Origin of the sequence: Kitasatospora sp. NPDC127067 (assembly GCF_042724755.1) — a bacterium.
Classification (GTDB): domain Bacteria; phylum Actinomycetota; class Actinomycetes; order Streptomycetales; family Streptomycetaceae; genus Kitasatospora; species Kitasatospora lactacystinica.
On sequence record NZ_JBHXEM010000011.1, the window covers coordinates 98273 to 116915 of the forward strand.

The following is an 18643-nucleotide window of genomic DNA, read 5'->3' on the forward strand; positions in this document are numbered from 1 at the left end:
CGGATCAGGCCTTGGCCGCCGCCGTCTTCTTCGCCGCGGCCGTCTTGGTGGCGGTCGCGGTGATCGGCTTGGCGGCGCCGTCGGCGGCGGGAGCAGCAGCGGCGGCGTCGGCCCCGCCCTCGGCCGGCTCCTCCACCTTCGGGCCGATGCCGAGCTTGCCCTTGATCTTCCGCTCGATCTCGTCGGCGAGCTGCGGGTTGTCCCGCAGGAAGTTGCGGGCGTTCTCCTTGCCCTGGCCGAGCTGGTCGCCCTCGTAGGTGTACCAGGCGCCCGACTTGCGGATGAAGCCGTGCTCCACGCCCATGTCGATCAGGCCGCCCTCGCGGCTGATGCCCACGCCGTAGAGGATGTCGAACTCGGCCTGCTTGAACGGCGCGGCGACCTTGTTCTTGACCACCTTGACGCGGGTGCGGTTGCCGACCGCCTCGGTGCCGTCCTTCAGGGTCTCGATCCGGCGGATGTCGAGGCGGACCGAGGCGTAGAACTTCAGCGCCCGGCCACCCGTCGTGGTCTCCGGCGAACCGAACATCACGCCGATCTTCTCGCGCAGCTGGTTGATGAAGATCGCGGTGGTGTTCGACTGGTTCAGCGCACCGGCGATCTTGCGCAGCGCCTGGCTCATCAGTCGGGCCTGCAGACCGACGTGCGAGTCGCCCATCTCGCCCTCGATCTCGGCGCGCGGCACGAGCGCCGCGACCGAGTCGATGATCACCAGGTCGATCGCGCCGGAGCGGATCAGCATGTCGGTGATCTCCAGCGCCTGCTCACCGGTGTCCGGCTGGCTGACCAGCAGGGCGTCGGTGTCCACGCCGAGCTTCTTGGCGTACTCGGGGTCGAGCGCGTGCTCCGCGTCGACGAACGCGACCGTGCCGCCGGCCTTCTGGGCGTTGGCGGCCAGGTGCAGGGTCAGGGTGGTCTTGCCGGAGGACTCGGGGCCGTAGATCTCGACCACCCGGCCGCGCGGGATGCCGCCGACCCCGAGGGCGACGTCCAGGGCGGTGGACCCGGTGGAGATCACCTCGACCGGCTCGTTGGCCTTCTCGCCGAGGCGCATCACCGAGCCCTTGCCGAACTGCCGCTCGATCTGGGCGAGAGCGGTCTCCAGGGCCTTCTCGCGGTCCGTACCTGCCATGGCTTTTTCCCTCGGGTTCTGTGCTGTGCGCTTCATCGTCCTCGACGCTAGCGCGTCCCACTGACAAACGGGCTCGATCGGGCTCGGCCTGTGGAAAACTCCTCGCCGGAGAGTACAAAGAACATCTGTTCGATTCAAGCGTCGCACGTCCGGGCCGTGCCGCCCCCGGGGGCGGCGCCCCGGGTCACTCCCCGCGCCTCGTCCCGTCCCCGCCGACCATCCGGCGCAGCCGCCGGGCCGCCTCCCGGCGCAGTTCCCGCCGCGCCCGCCGCTGCTCGCCCCGGTCGATCCGCGGATCGGTGGCCACCTCGTACCGCCGCACGTACGTCCCCACGAAGCCCTGGAGCGTGGCCGCCGCCGGGATCGCGATCACCGCGCCGACCGCGCCGAGCAGCGCCGCACCCGCGATCACCGAGCCGAAGGCCACCGCCGGGTGCACGTCCACCGTCCGCGCGGTGATCCGCGGCTGCAGCAGGTAGTTCTCGACCTGCTGGTAGACCACCACGAAGACCAGCACCCAGAGCGCGTCCACCGGCTCCACCGTCAGCGCCACCAGCACCGGCAGCGTCCCGGCCAGGTACGTCCCGAGGGTCGGCACGAACTGCGACATGACGCCGACCCAGACCGCCAGCGCCGCCGCGTACGGCAGGTCCAGCAGCTCGAACATCACCCAGTGCCCGGCGGCCGACACCACCGCGAGCAGCGCCCGGGAATACAGGTAGCCGCCGGTCTTGGCGAGCGCGATCTCCCAGGCCCGCAGCACCTCGCCCTGCTTGGCGGGCGGCAGCATCGAACAGACCGTCCGGCGCACCCGCGGGCCCTCGGCGGTGAAGTAGAAGGTGAACAGCCCCACCGTGAAGGCCTGGAAGAGCCCGCCGATCACGGTGGACGAGACGCCCCAGACATTGTCGGCGGCCTGCTGGACGTAGTTCTCGATGGTGCCGGAGTCCTTGAGCAACCGATTCTGCAACTCGCCCAGCGAGAGGTCCTGGTGGAAGGTCCGGTTGATCCAGCCGATCAGATTGTCGACCAGGTGCGGAAGGTCCCCCGCGATCTTCGCCACCTGGTCGACCAGCAGCGTGCCGAGCGCGGCGAGGAAGCCCACCACCGCGGCCCCGACCGCCACGAACACCAGGAAGGTCCCCACCCCCCGGCGCACTCCCCGCGCCGCCATCCGGTCCACGGCCGGCTCCAGCGCCAGCGACAGAAAGAACGACACCAGCAGCATCACGAACAGGTCGATCAGCTGCCGGAACGCCCAGTCGGCGAGCTGGAACACCCCCACCAGCACCAGGAACAGCACCATCGCCCGCGGCAGCCAGCGCGGCATCCCGCCGCCCCAGAGCCCCCCGCCCACCGGAGCGCCCTCGGCGCTCCGGTCCGAATTCTTCTGCTCTGCGCTATTTGTCACCCGAACAGTCTGTCCCATGCCGGCCGGAGGCCGGCACTCAGCGCAGCACGCCGGAGACGCCCTGGGTGTCGCAGACCACGCGCCAGACGTCCTTGGCCTCCCAGCCCGACTCCAGCGCCTGGCGCACCGTCCGCCCGCCCAGCTCGCTCATCACGTGGTCGGTCGCGAACGACTCCGCGTACGACTCCCCGAAGTGCGCGTACATCCGTCGCCAGAAATCCGTCAGCCTCATGCCTCGAGTATCCCGGACCGCGCCCGCCAGTCCCCGGCCGTCAGCGCGTACTCGACCTCACCGTGCTCACTGCCCGGGATCGTCTCCGGGTAGTCCTCGCGGAACGTACGGACGTACGACAGCCCGCTCTTCTCCATCACCCGCCGCGAGCCCGCGTTCACCGTCATGGTGTACGCCACCACCCGCTCCACCCCCAGCTCCGCGAACCCGCGCCGGACCAGCGCCCGCGCTCCCTCCGTCGCGTACCCGCGCCCCCACGCGGCCCGCCGCAAGCGGTACCCGAGCTCGACCTCCCCGCGCTCACCCTCCCGCGTCGGCCGGAACTCGAACCACCCCAGGAACGCCCCGCCTGCCCGCTCCTCGGCCGCCCACCAGCCGAGGTCGCCGTACCGCCGGTAGTGCTCCAGGTACTGCGGCAACAACTCCCCCTCGACCCACTCCCGCGGGCTCGGCCTCCCCCCGGTGAGGAAGCGCATCACCGCGGGGTCCCCGTCCAGCTCCACGAGCCGGTCCGCGTCCGCCGCCGTGAAGCGCCGCAGCACCAGCCGCTCGGTCGTCAGGAACACCGCCGCGTCCGATTCACCCATGCTCCGATCCTCACCCCCGTCCCGCCGCCCCGTCACCTGCTTTTCCCCGCCCCACCACCCGGCGGGCGCGCGGGGCGCAGCCCGCGCGCCCGCAACGGAAACCGCGCCCCCGTCACCGGGGCAGCGCCAGCAGCCCCGCACCGAAGTACTGCCGCTCCCCGCAGCCGAACACCCCCGCAGGACACCCCGGCGCCGCCGCCCCCGCCAGCACCCCCGCCAGCCCGTCCGCCCCCAGTTCGGGACGCAGGGCCGCCACCACCGCCACCGCCCCGGTCACGTGCGCGGCCGCCATCGAGGTCCCCGCCAGCGCGGCGTACCGCCCGTCCGGCCAGTCGGAGACGATCGCGCCCTGCGGCCCGCCGTCCGGGTCGCCCCCCGGCGCGGCCAGCGAGACCCGTCCGCGCCCGTAGTTGGAGTAGCCCGCCGGGTGCCCGTCCCGGTTGACCGAGGTGACGGTGACCACCCCGGGCAGCTCGCCGGGCAGCCGCACGCACTCGGTGCCCAGGTGGCGGACGGGCGCCGGCCCCGAGACCCGGTCGTTGGGGCTCCGGTCGTCGGTCCGCCCGGCGCCGAGGTCCTGCCCGTCGTTGCCCGCCGAGGCGACCACCACCGCCCCCTTCCGCCGGGCGTACCCGACGGCCCGCCCGACGGCCGCGGTCAGTGCGGCCTGGTCCCGGTCCTCGGGGCAGTTGTACTTCCACGGGTCGGCGAAGTAGCTGTTGTTGATCGCCCTGGCCCCGTGGTCGGCGGCCCAGAGCATGCCGCAGACGACGTTCTCGGCGTAGTACTGCCCGAGCGGCCCGAGCAGCCGGACGGCGGCGATCCGTACGCCCGGCGCGACCCCGGTCACGCCGTGGCCGTCCCGGGTGGCGCCCACGATCCCGGCGACGTGCGTGCCGTGGCCGCTCTCGACCACCCCGGGGTCCGGCCGCCAGGCGCCGGTCCGGGCGTCGGGCCGGCCGTCCGCGCAGGAGGCGGAGGCCTTGGGGTCGACGGCGGCACGCAGGTCCGGGTGGGTGTCGTCGACGCCGGAGTCCAGCACGGCGACCAGCACCTTGTGCAGCACGTCGGCGCCCGGCACCGCACCCCCGGCCGGCGCCGAACCCCCGCCCCGCACCGCGCCTGCGGCCGGCGGCGCGCCACCGGACACCGCCGAGGCATCGCCCGCCCGGACGCCGGCGCCCCCGACCATGGCGAGGTTCCAGGCGCCCGCCTCCCCCGGATCGGGCACCGTCGCGGTCCCGGAGTCCGCCCGGTCACCACCGCGCGGAAGGACGTCCCCGCTCCGCCCCGTCCCGGCCGCCGGCCCCGCGCCAGTGCCCGCCGAGAAGTCGCCCGCCCCCGCCACCGCCCGCGGCGGCGCGACCACCGGCGCGGTCCTGGTCGCCCCGACGGCGGCGATCCCGGGCCGGGCCCGCACCCGGTCGGCGAACGGGCCGGTCGCGTACACCAGCGCGGCCCCGATCTGCGGGTACTCCTGGACCACCTGCCCGCCCGCGGCCCGGCTCTCCGCACCGGCCCGGGCCGCGCCGGCGGCGTCCTCGCCCTCGGCCAGCACCAGGTAGCTGAGGTACGCCCGCCCCGATCCGGACACGTACGGGACGGCGCCACCCACCACGAGCGCCGTGAGCAGCATCGCGAGCAGCGCCCGGGCGGGCCCGCCGACCCGGCGGCGCCGGACGGTCCTGCCCGACGGGTGCACCTGCGCCATCGCACGGTCTCCGCTCGTCGGTCCGGTGGATCACGGCTGGATCAAGCATCCGATTCCTCACCATATGAGCGGATTGTTGTTTCTGCTCCCCGGCTTGCACCCCTCCCCGCACCCCTCCCCCGCACCTCCCGCCCGCCCCCTCCCGCACCGCCCTCCCGGACCCCGTCCCGGCCCACCTCCACTTGTCGGTCCCACCCGGCACCATGGGGGCATGGCGCCCCAGCACCCGACCCCGCCCGCCGACGACCCCCTGGCCGGTTTCGCCCCGGCCACCCGGGCCTGGTTCACCGGCGCCTTCTCCGCCCCCACCGCCGCCCAGTCCGAGGCCTGGCGGGCCATCCAGCGGGAGACCGACGTCCTGGTGGTCGCCCCCACCGGCTCCGGCAAGACGCTGGCCGCCTTCCTCTCCGCCCTCGACCGCCTCAGCACCACCCCGCCCCCCGCCGAGCCCAGGCGCCGCTGCCGGGTCCTCTACGTCTCGCCGCTCAAGGCGCTCGCGGTGGACGTCGAACGGAACCTGCGCGCCCCGCTGGCCGGCCTGCGCCAGGCCGCCGTCCGGCTCGGCCTGCCCGAACCGGAGGTCCAGGTCGCCATCCGCTCCGGCGACACCCCGGCCGCCGACCGCCGCCGCTTCGCGACCCACCCGCCGGACATCCTGATCACCACCCCCGAGTCGCTGTTCCTGCTGCTCACCTCCGCCTCCCGGGAGGCCCTGCGCGGCGTGGACACGGTGATCCTGGACGAGGTGCACGCGGTCGCCGGCACCAAGCGCGGCGCGCACCTCGCGCTCAGCCTGGAGCGGCTGGACGAGCTGCTGGACCGCCCGGCCCGCCGGATCGGCCTGTCCGCGACGGTCCGCCCGGTCGAGGAGGTGGCCCGCTTCCTGAGCCCCCGGCGCGGCGCCGCCGTGGTCCAGCCCGCCTCCGAAAAGGAGTTCGACCTCTCGGTGGTCGTCCCCGTCCCCGACCTGGACGACCTGCCCGCCGCCCCGGCCACCGGCGGCTCCGCCGGCACCGACCCGCAGCGGCAGGCGTCGATCTGGCCGCACGTCGAGGAGCGGATCGTCGACCTGGTCGAGGCGCACCGCTCGACCATCGTCTTCGCCAACTCCCGCCGGCTGGCCGAGCGGCTGTGCAACCGGCTGAACGAGATCGCCTACGAGCGCGCCACCGGCACCGCCGTCCCCGGGGCGCACGCCCCGGCCGAGCTGATGGGCGGCTCGGGCGCGGCCAAGGGCGCGCCCCCGGTGATCGCCCGGGCCCACCACGGCTCCGTCTCCAAGGAGCAGCGGTCGCTCGTCGAGGAGGAGTTGAAGGCCGGCCGGCTGCCCGCCGTGGTCGCCACCTCCAGCCTGGAGCTGGGCATCGACATGGGCGCCGTCGAGCTGGTCGTCCAGGTCGAGTCCCCGCCCTCGGTCGCCTCCGGCCTGCAGCGGGTCGGCCGCGCCGGCCACCAGGTCGGCGCCGTCTCCACCGGTGTCTTCTTCCCCAAGTACCGGGGGGACCTCGTGCAGTCCGCCGTGGTCACCGAGCGGATGCGGGCCGGCCGGATCGAGTCGCTGCGCATCCCGCGCAACCCGCTGGACGTGCTCGCCCAGCAGCTGGTCGCGATGACGGCCCTGGACACCTGGCCGGTGGACGAGCTGCTCGCCGTGGTCCGCCGCGCCGCCCCCTTCGCCACCCTCCCGCAGTCCGCGTTCGACGCCGTGCTCGACATGCTGGCCGGCCGCTACCCCTCGGACGCCTTCGCCGAACTGCGCCCCCGCCTGGTGTGGGACCGGGTGGCCGGCACGGTGACCGGCCGCCCCGGCGCCCAGCGGCTGGCCGTCACCTCCGGCGGCACCATCCCCGACCGCGGCCTGTTCGGCGTCTTCATCGCCGGCACCACCGCGTCCGATTCGAAGACGGGGAAGAAGGGCGGTGGCGGGCGACGGGTGGGCGAGCTCGACGAGGAGATGGTCTACGAGTCCCGCGTCGGCGACGTGTTCACCCTCGGCACCACCTCCTGGCGGATCGAGGAGATCACCCACGACAAGGTGCTGGTCACCCCGGCTCCCGGCGTCCCCGGCCGGCTCCCGTTCTGGAAGGGCGACACCCTCGGCCGTCCGCTCGAACTCGGCCGCGCCCTCGGCGCCTTCACCCGCGAACTGGGCGCTCTCCGGCCCGAGGCCGCCACCGCGCGCCTCCAGCAGGCCGGCCTGGACGACTGGGCGGCCGCCAACCTGCTGGACTACCTGGCCGAGCAGCGCGCCGCCTGCGGCCACCTCCCGGACGACCGCACCATCGTGGTCGAGCGCTTCCGGGACGAGCTCGGCGACTGGCGGATCGTCATCCACTCCCCCTTCGGCGCCCAGGTGCACGCCCCCTGGGCGCTCGCCCTCGGCGCCCGGCTGCGCGAGAAGCACGGCCTGGACCCGCAGGTCATGCACGCCGACGACGGCATCGTGCTGCGCCTGCCCGACGCCGACCTGCTGGCCGCCGACTTCGACTTCGGCGGCCCCCCGGAGCAGGCGGTCCCGGACGAGGCGCCGGTCGGCGCCGACGCCGCCCTGTTCGACCCCGGCGAGATCGAGCAGCTGGTCACCGACCAGGTCGGCGGCTCCGCCCTGTTCGCCTCCCGCTTCCGGGAGTGCGCCGGCCGCGCCCTGCTGCTCCCCCGCCGCAGCCCCGGCCGCCGCACCCCGCTCTGGCAGCAGCGCCAGCGCGCCGCCCAGTTGCTCGAAGTCGCCTCCGAGTACGGCTCGTTCCCGATCGTCCTGGAGGCCGTCCGGGAGTGCCTGCAGGACGTGTTCGACGTCCCCGGACTGGTCGAGCTGATGGGCGATCTGGAGTCCCGCGCCGTCCGCCTGGTCGAGGTCACCACCCCGGAGCCCTCGCCCTTCGCCCGCTCGCTGCTGTTCGGCTACGTCGCCCAGTTCCTCTACGAGGGCGACACCCCGCTCGCCGAACGCCGTGCCGCCGCCCTCTCGCTCGACTCCCGGCTGCTGTCCGAACTCCTCGGCCAGGCCGAACTGAGCGAACTGCTCGACCCGCAGGTGCTCACCGAGCTGGAGGCCGAGCTCCAGCGCCTCACCCCCGAGCGCCGGATCAAGGACGCCGAGGGTGTCGCCGACGCCCTGCGCCTGCTCGGCCCGCTCACCGAGGCCGAGTTGACGCTCCGCGGCGCCGATCCGCTCTGGGCCCTGGAGCTGGAGGCGGCCCGCCGGGTGATCCAGGTCCGGATCGCCGGCGAGCAGCGCTGGACCGCGATCGAGGACGCCGGACGGCTGCGCGACGCGCTGGGCACGCCGCTGCCGGTGGGTGTCCCGGAGGCCTTCACCGAACCGGTCAAGGATCCGCTGGGCGATCTGATCGCCCGCCACGCCCGCACCCACGGCCCGTTCACCGCCGCGGAGGCCGCCGCCCGCTACGGCCTGGGCGGCGCCGTGGTCGCCGGCACCCTGCACCGCCTGACCGCCGCCGGCCGTCTGGTCCAGGGCCGCTTCAGGCCCGCCGAGAGCCACACCGCCCCCGAGTGGTGCGACGCCGAGGTGCTGCGCCGGTTGCGCCGCCGCTCGCTGGCGGCCCTGCGCCAGGAGGTCGAGCCGGTCCCGCCGCGCGCCCTGGCCGCCTTCCTGCCGCAGTGGCAGCACCTGTCCGGCCACCGGCTGCGCGGCCCGGACGGCCTGCTGCGGGTGGTCGAGCAGCTCCAGGGCACCGCCCTGCCCGCCTCCGCGCTGGAGAAGCTGATCCTCCCGGCCCGGCTCACCGACTACTCCCCCGGCCTGCTGGACGAGCTGATGGCGGCCGGCGAGGTCGGCTGGTGCGGGGCCGGCGCGCTTCCCGGCAAGGACGGCTGGCTCAGCCTGCACCTCGCCGAGAACGCCCACCTGCTGCGCCCCGAGCCCGTTCCGCCCGCGCTCACCCCGGTGCACAGCGCCCTGATGTCCGCGCTGGCCGGCGGCTACGGCCTGTTCTTCCGCCAGCTCGTCCAGCAGCTGCCGGAGGAGACCGCCGAGGCGGAGATCGTCGAGGCGCTCTGGGACCTGGTCTGGGCCGGTCACGTCACCAACGACACCCTCGCCCCGCTGCGCGCCCTGCTCGGCTCCGGCCGGACGGCGGGCGCCACCGCCCACCGCGCGCCGAGGTCCACCCCGCGCGGCCGCTACGGCGGCGCCGGCCGCGCCTTCGGCCGGGTCGGCGGCGCCCTGCGCAGCGGCCCGCCGACGGTGGCCGGCCGGTGGTCGCTGCTGCCCGCCTTCGCCGCCGACCCGACGGTCCGGGCCACCGCCCGGGCGCAGAGCCTGCTGGACCGGCACGGCCTGCTCACCCGGGGCACGGTGGCGGCCGAACGGGTGCCCGGCGGCTTCGCCGGCGTCTACCGGGTGCTCGCCGCGATGGAGGAGCGCGGCCGGGCCCGCCGGGGCTACTTCGTCGAGGGCCTGGGCGGCGCCCAGTTCGCCATGGAGGGCGCGGCGGACCGGCTGCGCTCGGTGAACGGCCGGCTGGAGCGGGCCCGGGCCGCCGAGTGGCCGGCCGCCCCGGTGGGTGAGCCGCCGCAGACGCTGGTGCTGGCGGCCGCGGACCCGGCCAACGCGTACGGCGCCGCCCTGCCCTGGCCCGAGCCGCCCACCGCCCCCGGCGGCAAGGAGTCCACCGCCCACCGCCCGGGGCGCAAGGCGGGCGCCCTGGTGGTCCTGGTGGACGGCGAGCCGGCGCTGTACGTCGAGCGCGGCGGCAAGTCCCTGCTGGCCTGGCCGCAGGACGGAGCCACCCTGGCGCTGGCGGCCGGGGCGCTCGCGGCCGCCGTCCGGGAGGGCGCGCTCGGCAGCGTGACGGTCGAGCGGGCCAACGGCGAGCCCGCCCTCGGCTCGGATCTCGGCCGCGCCCTGGAGGAGGCCGGTTTCCACGCCACCCCGCGCGGCCTGCGTCTGCGCCCCTGACCGCGCGGTTCCGGCCCCGCCGCGGGGAACGCCGAAAGGCCGGAGGCCGCGGGGTCGGGCCCCGCGGCCTCCGGCCCCGTCGAATCACCCGGTCGGCGGCGGCTGTACCTCCACCGGCTCCACCGGTGCCACCGGCTCCGCGCGCGGACGCCGGGCCGGTCCGGTCGCGTTCCAGTCGGCGTGGACCGGGATGAGACCGAGTCCCCAGCCGCCGGCCGCGAGCAGCCCCAGCACCGCACCGTCGGTCAACTGCCCCCGGACCACCAGGAGCCACCAGGCGAGCCCGGCCGCCGAGAGCGCCAGCAGCCGGCGCACCGGACGCCGTATCCGGGTGGACAGCCGCGCCCGGGCCCGTATTCGGGCCGTCGGGCGCGTCTGCGCGTCTGTTCGCACGACCGCCCTCCCTTCGCTCGCCCCGGGCAGGGGCGCCCGGGAGTCGAGGCCGGGATCAGGCGGCGACCACGTCCATCGCGGCGGCCTTGGGCGACAGGGTCGCCCGGTCGGCGCCGGGGGCGGGCAGCGGAACCGGTTCGAGTACCGGCCTCAGCAGATCACCTTCGGAGAGGGTGGCCATCGCCGCAAGTTCGGCGAGCGACAGTTCGTCGCTGACCTCGCGCATGACCTCGGACATCCGGACATCGAGTGCGTCGCAGATGGCGGAGAGCAGCTCCGAGGACGCCTCCTTCTGTCCCCGCTCGACCTCGGAGAGGTATCCGAGCGAAACCCTGGCGGCCGCCGACACCTCGCGGAGTGTGCGGCCCTGGCGCTGGCGCTGCCGACGCAGTACATCGCCCAGTAGGCGACGAAGCAGGATCATCGGTGCCTCCCTCCTCGGACTGCGGATCGAGATGTCACGACCCCACCGTACCGCCTTGCCCGCTTCGCGTGCGGGGACCCTGGTCGTGTTCACTCTGGGCTGCAAGGCCGTCCCCCTCCTCGTTCCGGTGTCGTACCGGGGTTCGCGGGCCCTTCGTGGTACCCGTCGCGACCCGCCCCGCCACCGTCACGCAACTCGTTCGCCACCTGGTTTCTGCCCAACCAGGGTGTTGGATGTAACACGATCCTCCAGCTGTCCCATACCCGCGCACCGGATCGCCGGATCCCGGTTCGGTGGAGATCCCCGCCCGGCGGGCTCCTACCGTGCGAACCGACCGACCAGCAGCTCCAGCGCCGCGGTCACCGCCCCGTGACGGATTGTGGCACGACCGCCCGACAGCAGGGGAGAACTGACCAGAGTTCCCCCCGGGCCGGCGACCGCCAGGTGCACCGTGCCCACCGGCCGCCCGTCCTGCGGGTCCGGCCCGGCCACCCCGGTCGTCGCGAGCCCGTACGTGGCCCCCAGCAATCCGCGCACGCCCTCGGCCATCTGCCGGGCCACCACCGGATGGACCGGCCCGTACACGTCCAGCAGGCCCTCGTCGACCCCGAGCACCGAGGCCTTCAGTTCGGTCGCGTACGCGGTGACCGAGCCCCGGAAGGTCGCGGACGCCCCGGGGACGTCCACCAGCGCGGCGGCCAGCAGACCCCCGGTCAGCGATTCGGCGACCGCGAGCGTGCCGCCCTCGGCCCGCAGCGCGGCGTGCGCCCGCTCGGCCAGCTCGTAGTCCCGCTGCGCCGCGTCCCGCTGCGCCACGTCCCGCTCCGCCACCCGGTCTCCCCCGTCGCTCAGCGGCCGGCCCGGGCCGCGGCCTGTCCCTCGCGGCGCAGTCGCACCGCCTGTCCGATGTAGTCCAGCGCGGTGGCGACGGTCAGCAGTACCGCCAGGCCCATCAGCACGGCCCGCCCGGTGGCCAGCCAGCCGGTCAGCGGCAGCACGTACATGCCGACCGCGGTGCCCTGGGTGAGCGTCTTGAGCTTGCCGCCGCGGCTGGCCGGGATGACGCCGTAGCGGATCACCCAGAAGCGCATCAGCGTGATGCCGAGCTCGCGGGCCAGGATCACCACGGTGACCCACCAGGGCAGGTCGCCGAGCACCGAGAGGCCGATCAGCGCCGAGCCCATGATCGCCTTGTCGGCGATCGGGTCGGCGATCTTGCCGAAGTCGGTGACCAGGCCCTTGCGCCGGGCGAGCTCGCCGTCGAACAGGTCGGTGATCATCGCGATCGCGAACGCCGCCCAGGCGACCGCGCGCCACTTGGGGTTGTGCCCGTCGTCGGCGAACAGCAGGGCCACGAAGACCGGCACCAGCAGCACCCGGACCATCGTGAGCACGTTGGCGATGTTCCAGACCCCCGGGGCGGACGCCGCCGCGGCCACCGGTCTGCCCGGGTGGGCCGCGGCCGGGGCGACGGGCCCCTTGGTCATTCCCCGACTCCCGAGACCGTGGCCCCCGCGACCTCGGCGCCCGGGGTCCTGGGCGGTCGCACCTGCTCCATCGCCTCGGCGATCAGGTCGACGCCCTCGCTGGCGACCACCTTGGCCCGCCAGAACTGGCCGATCACGGGCGCCTCGACGCCGGTGAGGGTGGTCAGGCCGTCGGTCTCCGGGGCCTGGTGGGCGGAGCGGCCCTCGACCACGCCGTCCTCGATCGACTCGATCAGCACCTCGACCTCGGTGCCGATCCGCTGCTCGGCCCGCTGGGCGGTCATCTCCTCGGCCAGCCGGCTCAGCCGGTCCAGGCGGTCGGCGATCACGTCCTCGGCGAGCTTGCCGTCGTAGGTCGCGGCCTCGGTGCCGTCCTCGTCCGAGTAGCCGAAGACGCCGATCGCGTCCAGCCCGGCGTGGGTGACGAAGCGCTCCAGCTCGGCGAAGTCCTCCTCGGTCTCACCGGGGAAGCCGACGATGAAGTTGGACCGGGCGCCGGCCTGCGGGGCCTTGCCGCGGATGGTCCCCAGCAGTTCCAGGAACTGGTCGGTGGAGCCGAAGCGGCGCATCCGGCGCAGCACGGCGGGTGCCGAGTGCTGGAAGGACAGGTCGAAGTAGGGCACCACGTCGGCGGTCCCGGTCATCGAGTCGATCAGGCCCGGGCGCATCTCGGCCGGCTGGAGGTAGGAGACCCGGACCCGCTCGACGCCCTCGATCGCGGCGATCTCGCCGAGCAGCGTCTCCAGCAGCCGGATGTCGCCGAGGTCCTTGCCGTACGAGGTGTTGTTCTCGCTCACCAGGACGATCTCGCGCACGCCCTGCCCGGCCAGCCACTGGGCCTCGTTCAGCACGTCGGAGGGACGCCGGGAGATGAAGGAGCCGCGGAAGGCCGGGATGGCGCAGAAGGAGCAGCGGCGGTCGCAGCCGGAGGCGAGCTTGACCGAGGCCACCGGGTTGTCGTCCAGCCGCTTGCGCAGGGTGCGCGGGCCGGAGGCGGGGGCGAGGCCGTCGGGCAGGTCGGTGATCGGCTCGGCGGGGGCCTCGGCGCCGTGGCCGGGCAGCGCGACGGCCTCGGCGGCGGACTGCCGCTCGGCCGGGCTGACCGGCAGCAGCTTGCGGCGGTCGCGCGGCAGGTGCGGGGCGTGGTGGCCGCCGGAGAGGATCGTCTGCAGGCGGTCGGAGATGTTGGTGTAGTCGTCGAAGCCGAGCACGCCGTCGGCCTCGGGCAGCGCGTCGGCGAGCTCCTTGCCGTACCGCTCGGCCATGCAGCCGACCGCGACGACGGCCTGGGTGCGACCGTGCCCCTTGAGGTCGTTGGCCTCCAGCAGGGCGTCCACGGAGTCCTTCTTGGCGGCCTCGACGAAGCCGCAGGTGTTGACCACGGCGACGTCCGCTTCGGCGGCGTCGTCGACGAGCAACCAGCCGTCGGCTTCCAGTCGCCCGGCGAGTTCCTCGGAGTCCACCTCGTTGCGGGCGCATCCGAGCGTGACAAGGGCGACAGTGCGGCGTTCAGGCATAGGCCCAAGATTAACGCGCGGGCTCCGGTGCCGTTGGCCCCGGAGTCCGCGCGCCTCGGATCAGCTGATCATCAACGGGCCGTCCGGCCCCTGTGGTCAGCCAGCCTGCGGGTCTCCGGGGGTGTACGTGACGTGCACCACCTGGCCGTCCTTGCCGAGGAGGCCGAGGTCCTTCCCGTTGACGTACGCGTGCACGGCCCCGCCGTTGCCGAGCACCAGCTTGATCTGCCGGGGGTCGGTGAAGGTCTGGTCCTGGCCGTTGCTGATGTTGTTCTGGAACAGCGATTTTCCGCTGCCGTCCATCGCCGAGACCCAGCTGGTGCCCTCGGCGACCAGCTTCACGGTGACCTTGTCGGCCGGGACGGCGGCGATCGCGGCGGCGCTGGGCACGGGAGCCGGCGGCTGGACGGCGGGCGTGGCGGCGGGGGCCACCGAGCCGGTCCCCGAGCCGCTGGGCAGCGGCGCGCTGGCCGAGCCGGTGGTGCCGCGCCCGCCCGTGCCGCTGACCAGGTTGAAGCCGATCAGCGCGACCACGGCGACGATCGCGGCGACCATGGCGGCCGCCCAGTTCGGCCGGCCGCGGCGGGGCACCTTGATCGGGCCGCTGTCGATCAGCTGGGTCGCCGGGCGCCTGGCGGCGGGCGGGCCGCCGTGCGCGGCGTCGTACCGGGCGACCAGCGCCTCGCCGTCCAGACCGACCACCCGGGCGATCAGGCGGATGTGCCCGCGGGCGTAGAAGTCGCCGCCGCAGCGGGCGAAGTCGTCCGCCTCGATGGCATGGACGATCGGCACCCGGACCCGGGTGGCGGTACTCACCTGGTCCACCGTGAGCCCCGCGTCGATCCGGGCGGTGGACAGCACCCGGCCGATGCTCGGGGCATCGGCCGCCTGCACCACGTCGTCGGCCGGTTCGAGGGACGGCATGGTGTTCTCGCGGTCGGAGGACTTGCCGATGGTCACGGGGCACGCCTTTCGAGCGGATGGCCACCTGCTGGGGAACAGTCTAGGGGCGTGGGCGGATCGTTTCTCAAGCGGAACGGGCCGAATGCGCACTCCCGGTCCGACCGGGGTCCGGCACCGCGCCGACGGGCCGTCAGCGCGGCCGCGCGGGGAACGCGGGGTCCGCTTTCCGCGGTGTGACGCGGTGTACGCACGTTCGGTTCCCCACGCGGCGCCTACCCTCCTCCGAACGAGTGACACCTCGCCCAGGACACGGGCCGGGCCCCGACCGGGCCCGGCCGTCAGCCCCGAAGGGTGATCAGCACCCCGTCCAGCTCGTCAGGCTTCACCAGCACGTCGCGGGCCTTGGAGCCCTCGCTCGGACCGACGATCCCGCGCGACTCCATCAGGTCCATCAGCCGGCCCGCCTTCGCGAAGCCGACCCGGAGCTTGCGCTGGAGCATCGAGGTCGAGCCGAACTGGGTGGAGACCACCAGCTCGGCCGCCTGGATCAGCAGGTCCAGGTCGTCGCCGATCTCCTCGTCGATCTCCTTCTTCGGCCCGCCCCCGACCGTCACGTCGTCCCGGTAGACGGCGGTCAGCTGGTCCTTGCAGTGCTGCACCACCCTGGCGATCTCCGCCTCGGTGACGAACGCGCCCTGCATGCGGATCGGCTTGCTGGCGCCCATCGGCAGGAAGAGCGCGTCGCCCTTGCCGATCAGCTTCTCGGCGCCGGGCTGGTCCAGGATGACCCGGGAGTCGGCCATCGCGGAGGTCGCGAAGGCCAGCCGGGACGGCACGTTGGCCTTGATCAGGCCGGTGACCACGTCCACCGAGGGCCGCTGGGTGGCGAGCACCAGGTGGATGCCGGCCGCGCGGGCCAGCTGGGTGATCCGGACCACCGAGTCCTCGACGTCGCGCGGCGCGACCATCATCAGGTCGGCCAGCTCGTCGACGATCACCAGCAGGTACGGGTACGGCGTCAGCTCGCGCTCGCTGCCGAGCGGCGGGGTGACCTTGCCGGCCCGCACCGCCGCGTTGAAGTCGTCCACGTGCCGGAAGCCGAACGCCGCGAGGTCGTCGTAGCGCATGTCCATCTCGCGCACCACCCACTGGAGGGCCTCGGCGGCCTTCTTGGGGTTGGTGATGATCGGCGTGATCAGATGCGGGATGCCCTCGTACGCGGTCAGCTCGACCCGCTTGGGGTCGACCAGCACCATCCGCACCTCGTCCGGGGTGGCCCGGGCGAGGATCGAGGTGATCAGGCAGTTGATGCAGGAGGACTTGCCCGCACCGGTCGCGCCGGCCACCAGGATGTGCGGCATCTTGGCGAGGTTGGCCATCACGGTGTGGCCCTCGACGTCCTTGCCCATGCCGACGACCATCGGGTGGGTGTCCTCGGCGGCCGTGCGCGAGCGCAGCAGGTCGCCGAGGTTGACCATCTCGCGGTCCCGGTTGGGGATCTCGATCCCGACCGCGGACTTTCCGGGGATCGGGCTGATGATCCGCACATCCGGGCTGGCCACCGCGTACGCGATGTTCTTGGCGAGAGCGGTGATCCGCTCCACCTTGACGGCCGGGCCGAGCTCGACCTCGTAGCGGGTGACCGTCGGCCCCCGGGTGAAGCCGGTGACCTTGGCGTCCACCTTGAACTCGGCGAAGGTGCCGGTGAGCTGGGCGACCACCTCGTCGTTGAGGGCACTGCGGGCCTTGGCCGGGCCGCCGCGCTCCAGCAGGTCGAGCGAGGGCAGGGCGTAGGTGACGCCCTCGCCGAACTGCAGCTGCTCCATCCGCACCGGCGCCGCGCCGTGCTCCTCGGGCGCGCCCGGGCCGCCGCTGCGGGCGGCGGGGACGGCGGCCTCCTCCGGCGGGGCGGTGCGGTCCTGCACCTGGTGCATCATGTCCGCCACCGCGGAGGAGGCGGGTACGCCGTAGACCAGGGCGCCGTCCAGGTCCGCGGCCGCGCCGGCGGCGAGGTCGCGGGTGGCGTACGGGTCCAGCGGCTCCTTGTCCAGGGAGATCCGCTCGGCATCCTCCGGCTCCTCGGCGGGCTTGCGCCGGCGGCGGCGCCGACGGGCGGCCACCTCGTCCGAGGGGTCGTCACCGCCGGTGTCCACGGTGAACGGCAGCGCGTCGGGGTCGGCGTCCTCCGGCGGGTCGGTGGACAGCTCGCGCTCCGGCGCGCGCCCCCACCGCTCGTCCTCCGGCCCGGGCTCGACCACACCCAGCCGTATGCCGATCCCCCGCACCCGCTCGCCGATCCGGTTGATCGGGGTGGCGGTGACCACCAGCAGGCCGAAGAAGGCCAGCAGCAGGAGCAGCGGCACGGCGAGCGCCGGCCCGGCGGCGGCCATCATCGGGGTGGACGCGGCCCAGCCGATGATTCCGCCGGCCGCCCTTATCCGGGAGGCGCCGCTGCCCATCATGGGCGCGCCGCAGCCGATGTGGACCAGGCCGAGGACGCCGACCAGCAGCGCGCTCAGCCCGATCATGATCCGCCCGTTGGCCTCCGGCAGCTCCGGATGACGCCAGAGCCTGATCGCCATCGCGGCCAGCAGGAACGGCACCAGCACGTCGAGCCGGCCGAACAGCCCGGACACCACGGCGGTGGCCCCCTCCCCCAGCCAGCCCTGCGGGCTGAACCAGGTGCCGGCCGCGGTCACCAGCGCGAGCGCGAACAGCAGCAGGCCCACGCCGTCCTTGCGGTGGTCCGGATGCAGGTTCTTGGCGCCGTCGCCGAAGCCCCGGAAGATCGCCGCGATCGGGCTGGCCAGAGCGTTGAGCGCGCCCATCAGCACCGATCTGGACGGCTTCGGCGGCGCGGGTGCGGCCGGCTTGGCCGCCGCCTTCTTCGCGGGAGCCGCCTTCCCGGCCGCCGCCTTCTTCGCGGGCGGCTTGCCCGGGGCCTTCGCCGCGGCCTTCCCGGACGCTCCCGGACTCGACTTACGTGCTGCGTTCCCGGGCGTGCGAGTGGCCATGGGTCAGCAGCCTACCGGGGCCGGCGACCACTGCACATGTGCCCGAGCCCGGGCGCCGGGACGTGTCGCAGACACACCGTCACCCTGACCGGGATTCACCCGGTCGCCACACCGGACCACCCGGACGGGTGAACCCCGGCAGGGATCAGGAACTGCCCGGGCGCATCGCGTCCAGGGCCCGGCGCAGCCCGGCGAGCTTGCGCTCCAGGTGTGCCGCGGTGGCGGCCACCCCGGCGTCCTCGCCCCCGTCCAGCTGCTTGCCGAGCGCCTCCGCCTGCTCCTCGACCGCCGCCAGCCGCGCGGACAGCTCACCCAGCAGCGCCCCGCCGAGGGCCCGCTCGTCGCCGCCCTCCTCCAGCTGCAGGCGCAGCAGCGCGGCCTGCTCCTTCAGCTGGCAGTTCTTCGCGTACAGGTCGACGAAGACGGAGACCTTGGCGCGCAGCACCCACGGGTCGAAGGGCTTGGAGATGTAGTCCACCGCGCCGGCCGCGTAGCCGCGGAAGGTGTGGTGCGGGCCGTGGTTGATCGCGGTCAGGAAGATGATCGGGATGTCCCGGGTGCGCTCGCGGCGCTTGATGTGGGCGGCGGTCTCGAAGCCGTCCATCCCCGGCATCTGGACGTCCAGCAGGATCACCGCGAAGTCGTCGGTGAGCAGCGCCTTCAGCGCCTCCTCACCCGAGGCCGCACGGACCAGTGTCTGGTCCAGGGCCGAGAGGATCGCCTCCAGCGCCAGCAGGTTCTCCGGTCGGTCGTCGACCAGGAGGATCTTGGCCTTCTGCATCAGGGCTCGCCCTCCTGTCGCCTGCCTGCCGCCCGGTGCAGGCACCCGCGTACTGCCCACCGCTACCCCGGTCATGCTAGCCGCACCCCCTCGCCCGGCACATCGCCCCGTCGTGACCCGATCCGGGGCG

At 74.2% G+C, this 18643-nt stretch carries 14 protein-coding genes; 1 reads left to right on the plus strand and 13 read right to left on the minus strand.

Annotated features, from left to right (window positions below; all coding sequences use genetic code 11):
* Positions 1-4 precede the first annotated feature (4 nt).
* From recA to ACFWJ4_RS07280, 5 genes are all read right to left on the minus strand, one after another.
* Positions 5-1132, minus strand: coding sequence for a recombinase RecA (recA, locus tag ACFWJ4_RS07260; RefSeq protein WP_380540197.1), 1128 nt, complete (start codon positions 1130-1132; stop codon positions 5-7).
* Between the two features lie 184 nt (positions 1133-1316).
* Positions 1317-2543: an AI-2E family transporter gene (locus ACFWJ4_RS07265; protein ID WP_380540200.1), complete on the minus strand. Its 1227-nt coding sequence runs from the start codon at positions 2541-2543 to the stop codon at positions 1317-1319.
* Between the two features lie 37 nt (positions 2544-2580).
* Positions 2581-2775 carry a DUF3046 domain-containing protein gene (locus ACFWJ4_RS07270; protein ID WP_359907122.1) on the minus strand — a complete coding sequence of 65 codons (195 nt, stop codon included), beginning with the start codon at positions 2773-2775 and terminating at the stop codon, positions 2581-2583.
* The gene (locus ACFWJ4_RS07275; protein WP_380540202.1) at positions 2772-3362 is read right to left on the minus strand and encodes a GNAT family N-acetyltransferase; all 591 of its coding nucleotides are present in this window, start codon (positions 3360-3362) and stop codon (positions 2772-2774) included. The genes ACFWJ4_RS07270 and ACFWJ4_RS07275 overlap by 4 nt, the downstream gene beginning before the upstream one ends.
* A 112-nt stretch (positions 3363-3474) precedes the next feature.
* Entirely contained in the window at positions 3475-5073 is a 1599-nt protein-coding gene (locus ACFWJ4_RS07280) for a S8 family serine peptidase (protein WP_380540205.1), read from the minus strand.
* 211 nt (positions 5074-5284) lie between these two features.
* On the opposite strand from ACFWJ4_RS07280, the gene ACFWJ4_RS07285 reads away from it, so the two are divergent.
* Entirely contained in the window at positions 5285-9994 is a 4710-nt protein-coding gene (locus ACFWJ4_RS07285) for an ATP-dependent helicase (protein WP_380540208.1), read from the plus strand.
* Between the two features lie 84 nt (positions 9995-10078).
* Here the strand turns inward: ACFWJ4_RS07285 and ACFWJ4_RS07290 are convergent, their stop codons facing one another.
* From ACFWJ4_RS07290 to ACFWJ4_RS07325, 8 genes are all read right to left on the minus strand, one after another.
* Positions 10079-10387: a hypothetical protein gene (locus ACFWJ4_RS07290; protein WP_380540211.1), complete on the minus strand. Its 309-nt coding sequence runs from the start codon at positions 10385-10387 to the stop codon at positions 10079-10081.
* A gap of 55 nt (positions 10388-10442) precedes the next feature.
* A complete protein-coding gene (locus tag ACFWJ4_RS07295; protein WP_359913890.1) occupies positions 10443-10811 on the minus strand; it encodes a helix-turn-helix transcriptional regulator in 369 nt (122 codons plus the stop codon).
* Positions 10812-11129: 318 nt separating this feature from the next.
* Positions 11130-11591: a CinA family protein gene (locus ACFWJ4_RS07300; RefSeq protein ID WP_359913911.1), complete on the minus strand. Its 462-nt coding sequence runs from the start codon at positions 11589-11591 to the stop codon at positions 11130-11132.
* Positions 11592-11659: 68 nt separating this feature from the next.
* Positions 11660-12298, minus strand: coding sequence for a CDP-diacylglycerol--glycerol-3-phosphate 3-phosphatidyltransferase (gene pgsA / locus ACFWJ4_RS07305; RefSeq protein WP_380540214.1), 639 nt, complete (start codon positions 12296-12298; stop codon positions 11660-11662).
* Positions 12295-13815, minus strand: coding sequence for a 30S ribosomal protein S12 methylthiotransferase RimO (gene rimO, locus ACFWJ4_RS07310; protein ID WP_380540216.1), 1521 nt, complete (start codon positions 13813-13815; stop codon positions 12295-12297). Before rimO ends, pgsA begins: the two co-directional genes overlap by 4 nt.
* Positions 13816-13911: 96 nt before the next feature.
* Entirely contained in the window at positions 13912-14775 is an 864-nt protein-coding gene (locus ACFWJ4_RS07315; protein ID WP_380540219.1) for a helix-turn-helix domain-containing protein, read from the minus strand.
* A gap of 281 nt (positions 14776-15056) precedes the next feature.
* Entirely contained in the window at positions 15057-17732 is a 2676-nt protein-coding gene (locus ACFWJ4_RS07320) for a DNA translocase FtsK (RefSeq protein WP_380540222.1), read from the minus strand.
* A 145-nt stretch (positions 17733-17877) separates the two neighbouring features.
* Positions 17878-18516 (minus strand): response regulator, encoded by a 639-nt coding sequence (locus tag ACFWJ4_RS07325; RefSeq protein WP_359913916.1) that lies wholly within the window; start codon positions 18514-18516, stop codon positions 17878-17880.
* Positions 18517-18643 lie beyond the last annotated feature (127 nt).

Coding starts and splice junctions, on each gene's coding strand:
- ACFWJ4_RS07270 (WP_359907122.1), bottom strand. CDS start 2,775: ATGAGGCTGACGGATTTCTGGCGACGGATGTACGCGCACTTCGGGGAG.
- ACFWJ4_RS07275 (WP_380540202.1), bottom strand. CDS start 3,362: ATGGGTGAATCGGACGCGGCGGTGTTCCTGACGACCGAGCGGCTGGTG.
- ACFWJ4_RS07295 (WP_359913890.1), bottom strand. CDS start 10,811: ATGATCCTGCTTCGTCGCCTACTGGGCGATGTACTGCGTCGGCAGCGC.
- pgsA (WP_380540214.1), bottom strand. CDS start 12,298: ATGACCAAGGGGCCCGTCGCCCCGGCCGCGGCCCACCCGGGCAGACCG.
- rimO (WP_380540216.1), bottom strand. CDS start 13,815: ATGCCTGAACGCCGCACTGTCGCCCTTGTCACGCTCGGATGCGCCCGC.
- ACFWJ4_RS07320 (WP_380540222.1), bottom strand. CDS start 17,732: ATGGCCACTCGCACGCCCGGGAACGCAGCACGTAAGTCGAGTCCGGGA.
- recA (WP_380540197.1), bottom strand. CDS start 1,132: ATGGCAGGTACGGACCGCGAGAAGGCCCTGGAGACCGCTCTCGCCCAG.
- ACFWJ4_RS07280 (WP_380540205.1), bottom strand. CDS start 5,073: ATGGCGCAGGTGCACCCGTCGGGCAGGACCGTCCGGCGCCGCCGGGTC.
- ACFWJ4_RS07285 (WP_380540208.1), top strand. CDS start 5,285: ATGGCGCCCCAGCACCCGACCCCGCCCGCCGACGACCCCCTGGCCGGT.